The sequence below is a fragment of the Pseudomonas caricapapayae genome, from assembly GCF_001400735.1.
GTDB lineage: Bacteria > Pseudomonadota > Gammaproteobacteria > Pseudomonadales > Pseudomonadaceae > Aquipseudomonas > Aquipseudomonas caricapapayae.
Window position 1 is genome coordinate 1 of sequence record NZ_LJPW01000015.1, and the last position, 8,656, is coordinate 8,656.

At 56.3% G+C, this 8,656-nt stretch carries 7 protein-coding genes; all 7 read left to right on the forward strand.

Annotated features, from left to right (window positions below; genetic code table 11):
- The first annotated feature begins 152 nt into the window (after positions 1 to 152).
- Positions 153 to 332: a CrpP family ICE-associated protein gene (locus ALO80_RS28925; protein WP_122301929.1), complete on the forward strand. Its 180-nt coding sequence runs from the start codon at positions 153 to 155 to the stop codon at positions 330 to 332.
- Positions 333 to 436: 104 nt separating this feature from the next.
- On the forward strand, positions 437 to 2,323 hold the full coding sequence (locus ALO80_RS02925; RefSeq protein WP_055007866.1) for a hypothetical protein: 1,887 nt from the start codon (positions 437 to 439) through the stop codon (positions 2,321 to 2,323).
- A 2-nt stretch (positions 2,324 to 2,325) separates the two neighbouring features.
- Positions 2,326 to 4,278, forward strand: a complete 1,953-nt coding sequence (locus ALO80_RS02930; protein WP_055007867.1) for a DEAD/DEAH box helicase — start codon at positions 2,326 to 2,328, stop codon at positions 4,276 to 4,278.
- 99 nt (positions 4,279 to 4,377) lie between these two features.
- On the forward strand, positions 4,378 to 4,626 hold the full coding sequence (locus ALO80_RS02935) for a hypothetical protein (RefSeq protein ID WP_055007868.1): 249 nt from the start codon (positions 4,378 to 4,380) through the stop codon (positions 4,624 to 4,626).
- A 203-nt stretch (positions 4,627 to 4,829) separates the two neighbouring features.
- Complete coding sequence (pilL2, locus tag ALO80_RS02940; RefSeq protein WP_055007869.1) at positions 4,830 to 5,963, forward strand: PFGI-1 class ICE element type IV pilus protein PilL2; 1,134 nt, start codon at positions 4,830 to 4,832, stop codon at positions 5,961 to 5,963.
- Positions 5,960 to 7,696 (forward strand): PilN family type IVB pilus formation outer membrane protein, encoded by a 1,737-nt coding sequence (gene pilN / locus ALO80_RS02945; RefSeq protein ID WP_055007870.1) that lies wholly within the window; start codon positions 5,960 to 5,962, stop codon positions 7,694 to 7,696. Before pilL2 ends, pilN begins: the two co-directional genes overlap by 4 nt.
- Position 7,697: 1 nt before the next feature.
- A partial coding sequence (pilO2, locus tag ALO80_RS02950; protein WP_055007871.1) for a type 4b pilus protein PilO2 occupies positions 7,698 to 8,656 on the forward strand: 959 nt, incomplete at its 3' end.

Here is an 8,656-nt window from a genome sequence, read left to right on the forward strand (position 1 = left end):
CCGGCTGGCCGAAACAGATGTGCACCAAGCTCGGCAGGAGGCTGCCAGAATCGCCAGTAAGACGCAGCTCTGTAACTAAAAGTCCGCCTCAAACGTGGGACTTTCCCGATCGCTGAACGGACATACGCGGTTCGATGAGGCGGATCCAAGGGATGCATGAAACTTCAGATCGGCGTCGCTTCAACAACCCTCACCATGCCGTAGTGCGCGCGGGTGCAGACGCGGCGCGTACCGGCATCCCTCTCCACGAATGCCCCTACCGGCATCCAGCCATGCGCGCATCGTGGCTAAAGGGATTTGCCCAGGAGCAACAACAAAGCTTCGATTTCTGACTCAGCGCGATTAACCCACTCCCCCCACGTTTACGATTACGCATGGCGAGCGCAGATCAGGCCTAGGACAGTGCTGCCTCAAGTCACTTTGAGCTCATTGATTCATGACCGCCGAGCCTATTTGCGAAACAACTTTCGTCCAAACTCTTCTCGATATTGCAAAATTCCCAGAGCGTCATCGGGCTGTTGCCAACACATGGGCTGACCATTTCGGCGTACCGGCGGAAGGACGTGACGAGTTCATACTGCACTACCTTACTCACACCTCATCAACTCGATGCTGGTGCGTTGCTCTTCATAACGATGACTCGGTTGCACGTCCAACTGTGGCGCGGCTCGGCAGGCAGCTGCAATACTTCGATGGCCAGCTGATTTCAGCGGTGCGATTTGATGAGAAGAGAAAAGTCCCAGGCCAGGCACCAAGTCCGAGCCAAGCTTTGAAGCTGGCTCATAAGTTTATTACTCATGACAGTGCGGATGCCCTTCTTACATCATTCTGCAAACCAGCGCGGGATCTGGCGCGGAATGAAGCGGAACTTAGTATAAGACCGCTGAAGAAGTACAATTTGGGCGCGTTTAATTCAGAGGGCCGGAACAAACGTTTTTACGCACCTCGCGGCCAATTTTACATCACATGTATCGGCGCGGCAGTGAAGAGGTTTTGTCAGAGTCTCGACCAGGAGCTGCTGCATGCAGTGCGTTCCGTGCAGTGCCCTTCCGCCAAACTTTACAACTGGCTCGCTCAAGGCGATCGCACACGTCGACTACAGGCCTTGAAAGCACAACCGGTATTGGTGCCGGTATTGATCGTTGGGGTTGGAATGCCGTGGCCCATGATTGCAGGTGGACTGCTGGCGGAATGCCCATGGCGCGAACTTCAGGAGTTTTGCTGCTCATGGGAGGGTGAAACCGTCATGGACGGGGCCGGGTTCGTGGGACGAGCAGTCGACAGTGGGTTGCCGTTAAACAGGGTTCTGGCATGGCTGTTCTCGGTAACGGCCTCCTCTATCCGTTTCCTTGGCCAGCAGCGGGTCTACGACACCGGCAGCGCGCTCAGTCGTTTGAATTCTGAGGGCCTTGAGGCAGGCTGGGAGCATTTGATCGCGGGCTCTCTGCTAGGCAATCGTCGCCCGAGAACGAAAACAGAATGGCGTTTTTTCTATGCGTTCCGTTCAGCGATTCCATGGGAATTACTCCGACCATTGCGTGATATGAACAGTCTTTTGGTGGGCTGCCCTACTGACTGGGCAGACCCTGCCTGGTCAGGCATGGCGGCCAAACTTGTAGATTTCAGAGAGCTGTTCGACAATCTAGAACGCGCTGGAAGTTGCGAGGCTCGTAACACCAAGCGGCGGCTGTATGCGTTCGTAAGCGGTCTAAACTTCCGCCAAATATCCAATGTAGTCGATGCGTTCCATGGAGCACTCGCAGACATCAGAGCGAAGCTGGAGCGGGATTTCCCGCCTGAGCCATCCGACTGTTTCACAAGGTGGCCGGGGCTGCTGATGGATAGTGATCCAATCACCTGCAGTGTGACCGGTTTGCAGATTGTCGAATTACGCTGCCCTGCGGATTTAGACCAGGAGCATCGCTCTCTGGGTCACTGCATCGACACATACGACTTCCGTGCATATTCGGGCAACTGTCGACTCTTCTCCATCCGATCTGGTGGGCTGCCGTTGGCATCGGTCGAGCTCACACTCAGAACAGGCCGTAATGAGCGAGTAAGTGGCGATTTTACTCCCCAGCATTTGCATATCGTTCAGATCAGAGATCAAGAAAACGAAACCCCGGATGTTCACTCGCCAGTGATGAACGCTTTTGAGTTATTCATGGCCGCAGTCAGGAGCGGTCGTATACCCGTGCTCCTGGAATGGCCAAATATGGCAATGAAGATGGCGCGTTACGCTGATAAAGAATCGATCTTCAACATCCGCTTTGGGGAAGAGATCGTGGGCTGGGCTAACAGCTTGTTGGACAAGGGGCTCTGAAGATGGCCTCGCCCCAATTGATGAACAAGCGTCCGATCTTGCTTCGCAAAGCCATTTTCGATGGCTACGACTTCGGGCTGTCGCTCAGTTACCTAAAAGGTGCCAGCAAGCTCTTGCTTCGCCGAAGGGGCTTTTTCATACGAAGGTCTGATCACCCGCTGAACCAGTTTTGGCGTGTGCCCAAAGACAAGTTGCTCGATGACCTTGATGTTCTGTACCGCGAGCTGGCAGAGCTCGCAGACGGCAAACACATCGAGAGCTGGCAAGCATTCAGAGACAGGATCACCTCTGCCCAGTCCGACGTGCACCGTGACGCATTCACCTGGGGGATGAAGTTCCGGCTAGCGCCGCTGGCAGAAGGTGGTGTGATCCTGTCGGGTGATTTTCACCCTGGTGCGGTAGCAATCGCCAAGCGCATGCGTGGGGTGTTCCTCTCGGCGGGCAAAGCTTGGCGGGTGCAGGGCACACCAGAATTGGTTCGCAGCAACCTGATTCTGGAACTGGGCTTGGACGAAGATCAGTTCGAAATTCTGGACACGCTGCAGGAGCTGCTCGCTGACGGGTCGGTCAAGGTGGTGAATGAGGTCACCAGTATCAGTCTGGGTGGCCACTCTCCGGAGTCGACCAAAAGCGAACAGGAAGTTTCAGATTCAGGTATCTACCTGGCATCTGTCCCATCCATCAGAAACACCGAGTTGACCAGTGCCGATATCGACAAGGCGCTGGAAGGATTCTCGCTGATGGATCATCAACCAGCAGGTATCAAGCACCTGCTTCAGCGCACGAGCGCGCTACTGGCCGACGACATGGGACTGGGCAAAACTCGCCAGACGGTGATTGCCGCTGGCATACGCGCCCAAGGTAAACCGGTTCTGGTTATTGTGCTCAACAGCCTAATCATCAACTGGCAGCGTGAGATTCTGATGGTGTTTCCCCAGGCTCAAATCGCAATGCAAACTTTTGATGCGAACGCTGGCTGGATTATCGTGAACTACGAGAGGCTGGGTGATTTTGTCATGCACGCGAATCGCTTTGCAGTGATGGTCATTGACGAGGCTCACCGACTCAAGGAACCCACTGCTGCATGGACACGCCACGGCTTCGACATTGCGGCTCAGGTACAAAACCGCTACTTGTTGACGGGCACGCCTGTGCTCAATCGTGAAGCCGAGCTGCACACACTCCTCAGGCTTTCAGGCCATCCAATCGGACAACTGCCCCTCAATGAGTTCTGCGAGCGATTCGCCGGCAGTCCTGAGTTTCGCAAGACGCTTAGAGATGAGATATCCGACTGGATGCTGCGTCGCCGCAAGGATGTGCTGCCCAACCTGAAGGGGAAGCAGCGGCAAACTGTACCGGTGATACTCAGCCAGGTAGAACGTGACGAGTACAATCAGATCATGCGCAGCGACCAGCATCGATTCGCAAGACTGGGCGCACTGCGTCAACTGCTCGAACGCGTGAAAGTAAGGATCCTGGCAGATCTGATGGGCGAGCTGGACGTCGACGACAAGGTGATCCTCTTCTGCGAGTATCAGGAGTCCGTGGCCACGTTGCGTGAGCACTGCCTCAAGATGGGCGTCGGGTGCGTGACGTTGGTAGGCAGTGACTCGCCCAAGAAACGGCAGAAGGCGATTGATGCTTTCCAGCGGGATCCGGACTGCAGGGTGTTTATCGGGACCCGGTCGGCAGCCGGCACAGGTTACAACCTGACCGCCGCGAACTATGTCTTCTTTCTGGGGCTTCCATGGACACCGGGGCTGCAGGACCAGGCTGAGGATCGAGCCTATCGCAACGGGCAATTGCGGATGGTTGTCGTCAAAATCCCTCTAGCTGAGGACACCATCGACCAGCAGCTGTGGCAGATGCTCATGGACAAGCGGGCCCTGGCCAGCGATCTGATCGACCCTGAAGCGGAGGAGTCCAGCAAGAAGGCTCTTGCTGAGATCCTCTGAGTGATTAGTGCGGCAGCATGACGGGCAATTCCAAAGCAGCTACGATTGCTTTAATCTTCGCCATTAAGTCTATAGGTCAAACTGCCGAGGGAGCTCCTCATGATCAAATCGATTGTTTCAAGTCTCGAACCTGTACTGCTCAGAATCTCTAAAGTTGGTAACGGATGCGGCTTTCTGCTCATCGTTGGTTACGTCCTGCTTTCCATGGCTTCTCTGATGCAGGACCCGAACTTCGACCAACCACGGTTGGCTCAAGAGTTCGCGCCCCTAATCGTTTCCGCATTTGGTGCCGGTACACTGAGCATGGTTCTGCAGATGATGATCAGAACAAACGCTCGTTCAAGCTGAAGCCTGGACCTCGTTGAAGAGCGTTATGCTCTGATCAACTGACAGCCTGACTGATCAGGAGGGTTGATACGACTGCCCTCCCCACCCTCCCTTATCCCCTGCCTGCTCGAATAACCTGAATCGATCCGTTAAGGGTTTAGCCGTGCTTTGCGATCTAAGCGCTGGCACTTTGGCCACCATCAAGAAATGGGGTCAAGGCACACATGATCAGGCAGCTTTCCACACTTTCCATACTCGCTCTGTTCGCCGGATGTACGTCTGTGGCGGACAAACCGGTTGGACCAGCTTTCGACAGCAGCCAGAATCCCGAACTGCTCTCGCCAGACCTGTATTCAAGTGGCGCAAAGTCCGGTCAGGAGCCTACGGTCCGCTACGGTCGGTACGCCTTGGTGAATACTGCTCCTGAAGCGGAGCAACGCGATCTGATGGCTCAGATCATCGATGTCAGCATTCCAGCCAATATGCATCCGTCCGTCCAGGATGCGATGCAGTATGTGGTCAGCCGCTCGGGCTACACCTTGTGCCCACCGAGCACCGGTCACGTAAACATCTTGTTCACACGCCCTCTTCCTGCTGCCCAGTACAAGCTAGGGCCAATGAGCCTGCGCAACACGCTGCAGGTCCTGGCCGGTCCGGCATGGCAGGTCAAGGTCAACGAAGTCACACGCGGTGTCTGTTTTGTACTGCGGCCAGGTTACCAACTGCCGGAGACGCCAAAGCCTGTGGCACTGGCTCCATCTACCCGACCGGCCAGCACTGGATCAACATCGGTAGCCAACACCTCCCCAGCCGTGACCGTTGTAACTGCCCCGGCAACCGGAACCCCATTCAGCAAGAACACATCGCCCGCAGGGCAACCGCAAACCACGGTCGTCACGCAGGCAAAAGCGCAACCAGCTGCATCCATCAGCACCCCAGCCAAGGAAGGCACCCCTACACAGCAAAAGCCGACTCCTGACAGCGCGGCTCCGGCGAAGGCCACACCTCAGACCGCCGTCACCAAGAGCATCGCTTCGACCAGCCAGGCTCCGACGAAACCTGAACCAGCAGCGAAACCCGTCGCAACCGTTGCGACACAGCAAACGTGGAATGCGCCTGTGGGCAGTACCTTGCGTCAATCGGTCGAGGACTGGGCCAAGCGGGCCGGCTGTCAAGTGATCTGGGTGCCGGAAGACTTGGACTACCCCATCGAGGCACCGTTGAGTTTTACAGGCTCCTTCAGCTCTGCGGTCAGGCAGATATTCCCACTGTACGACAACGCCAAACGGTCCTTTGTGGTGGACGGGAATGAGGGAAATGGTCAGCAGGTTCTGCACGTATCGGAGAGGAAAAAATGAGCATGCCCTTCATGCGTCAGACCGCTCTGTGTCTCGCTGTTCTATCGGCATCAGCCTGCTCAGTCCAACGGGTGGAGGAAGCTGCTGCACGGGCAGAGGCTACCGCCGATTCTGCCGGCCGTTACGCGGCTATCCAGCGTAACAAGCAGCAACAGGAACGCCGGGACACAGTGATATTCAGCGACAAACCCTGGGTTTCAACCCAGCCAGTTGTTGCGAGACGAGGCATCCCATCCAAGTATGACTGTGAGGTCGCCTACCGGCCTGCTGGCAGTGTCGGAATTGCTGAAATTGCCCAGTACATTTCCAGCCAATGCGGGATCCCTGTCCTGGCCTCGCCGGATGCGCTCAATCCTGGCCTGCTGAACGCTAATGCACCTGCTCAGGGCAACAATGCTCCTCCGATCAGCACGGCCCCCAACCCTGACAGTCTGGCCGGGTTGCTGCCTGCAGGCATTACGGGCGGCTCCAACCTGGCGCAGGCCTCTCAGGGCAGAAGCTCCGACTTCGCTTCGATGCTGACACCGAATCTCGTCAGCGGTTTGCGCTACTCCGGGAAAGCTTCGGGTCTGCTGGATGATGTCACCTCGCGGCTGGGACTAACCTATCGATTCAATCCCACTTCACGGTCAGTGCAGGTCAGCTATTTCGACACCAAGGTGTTTGACGTCTACGCATTTGGAGACGTGCAGGAAATCAAAAGCACCGTCAGATCCGGTATGACGACCTCTTCGGGCTCGGGGAGTGGTTCGTCGAGCGGATCATCGTCAGGCAGCAGTTCCTCAGGCGTTTCGGGTGACTCGGGCAGCAACCAGAGCACGACCGTCACGCTCAACACATCGATCCTGACTGACATCCAGAGCAACGTGAGGGCCATGTTGAGTACGTCACCGCCTGGGCGTATGTATCTGTCGCCCTCGACAGGGACGTTGACCGTGACAGACCGGCCCGACGTGCTTTCGAACGTTGAGACCTATCTGGCCAAGACCAACCACGCGATCACCCAACAAGTGCTGTTCAATGTGAAGGTTTTTGAGGCGACGCTGACCGACACCGATCAGTTGGCTTTGAACTGGGCGGCCGTCTACAACTCGCTGAGCACAAAGTGGGGCCTGTCTCTCTCGAATACTGTGCCAGGCATCAGCTCCAGCGCAATCTCGGGCTCTGTCGGCATTGTCGATACGGCCAACTCCGCCTGGGCAGGTTCCAACGCAATCATCCAGGCAATCGCAGAGCAGGCCCGGATCTCGAATGTTCGATCGCCGTCTGTGACCACATTGAATCTGCAGCCTGCTCCGCTGCAGATCGGCAACGTCCAAGGCTACATCCCATCGGTTCAGACCAACACCACGGCGTCAGTGGGCTCCAGCACGGCAATTACTCCGGGCACAATCACCTCCGGCTTCAACATGACACTGCAGCCTCGCTTGATGGACGATGACGAGATGTTGCTCATGGTATCGATCAATATGAGCTCCAAACCTACCTTCGAGCCATTCACGAGCAACGGCTCCAGCGTCCAGATCCCCAACTACGATGCGAAAAGTCTGTCACCGAAGGTGAAGCTGCGCAGCGGTCAGACATTGATCCTGTCGGGCTTTGAGGAGCTCAGCGACAACACGGACAAGATCGGCACAGGTTCTCCCGGATTCTTCGGGCTTGGAGGTGGGCGTAAGCGCACCTCGTCAAAAAGCGTTCTGGTGGTACTGATCACCCCGATTGTGACCAACTGACATGGCGAACCTGTTCTCTCTAATACGAAAGCGCGCTACGCGCCCTCCTACGCCCAGCGATGGCAAAGTTCAGATTCTGACTTATCACGGACGATCTTTCGTTACAGGCCTGCTGTGGCACCCGTTGGGTAGCCTTACCGGCTACATGAAGGAGGCACGCCAGTTTGGTCGCACCCAGCAAATGGACATCGTGGCCATCAGGCATACCGAGTCGGTGATTCAGGCTGGATTCGTTTCGCAGAATGACGGTGCAGTCAAAGGCATGTACTCCCTTGCAGCCGCACTCGCCGGGCAGTTGGGCGCATCGTGGCTGGCTGCCTGGAGGATCGAGGACGCCGAGGATAGATACGCTTTGGTCGCAGTGTACCGAGGCGCGGTCATACCGGGTGCAGACCTGGTAGGCAGCAGTGAGGAAATAAAAAAGAAGGTGGCTCAGCAACTGAGCCGCTCGATGAGCTTCGACAAGATTTTTCTCCCGCCGGAGTTTGGTCGCGGTGGCGAACAATTCGACCCTGAAACATTGTTGCAGCCATCAAATCTCAAGCGCGAATACAAGCTGACACCGCTGGCATTCGGCCTGTCCAGACAGGAACTACTGAAAGCAGGGGTGATTGGTGCCTTGGTCGTGGCCGGCCTGATTGGGTGGCACCAGTGGAATGAACATAAGCTGCAACATGCCCGTCAGGCGCAGCAAGCGGCAGAAGCTGCAAGGCAAGCCGAATTGGATGCCCTGAACCAACGAACAAACTCACCAGTTGTGATCGAGGCGCTTGTACATCCGTGGGTAAAACAGCCTTCTGTCCCAGTATTTCTTGAAGGCTGTAACGGCGCAATTGACCAGTTACCACCGGCAATCGAAGGATGGCTATTCGTCTCAGCTAAATGCGACGGAACGCTGATGTCGGCCAACTACAACCGCACCGGCAACAGCACCACGCTCGCTTTCAGCGCCGCTACGGC

Coding starts and splice junctions, on each gene's coding strand:
- ALO80_RS28925 (WP_122301929.1), top strand. CDS start 153: ATGCATGAAACTTCAGATCGGCGTCGCTTCAACAACCCTCACCATGCC.
- ALO80_RS02925 (WP_055007866.1), top strand. CDS start 437: ATGACCGCCGAGCCTATTTGCGAAACAACTTTCGTCCAAACTCTTCTC.
- ALO80_RS02930 (WP_055007867.1), top strand. CDS start 2,326: ATGGCCTCGCCCCAATTGATGAACAAGCGTCCGATCTTGCTTCGCAAA.
- ALO80_RS02935 (WP_055007868.1), top strand. CDS start 4,378: ATGATCAAATCGATTGTTTCAAGTCTCGAACCTGTACTGCTCAGAATC.
- pilL2 (WP_055007869.1), top strand. CDS start 4,830: ATGATCAGGCAGCTTTCCACACTTTCCATACTCGCTCTGTTCGCCGGA.
- pilN (WP_055007870.1), top strand. CDS start 5,960: ATGAGCATGCCCTTCATGCGTCAGACCGCTCTGTGTCTCGCTGTTCTA.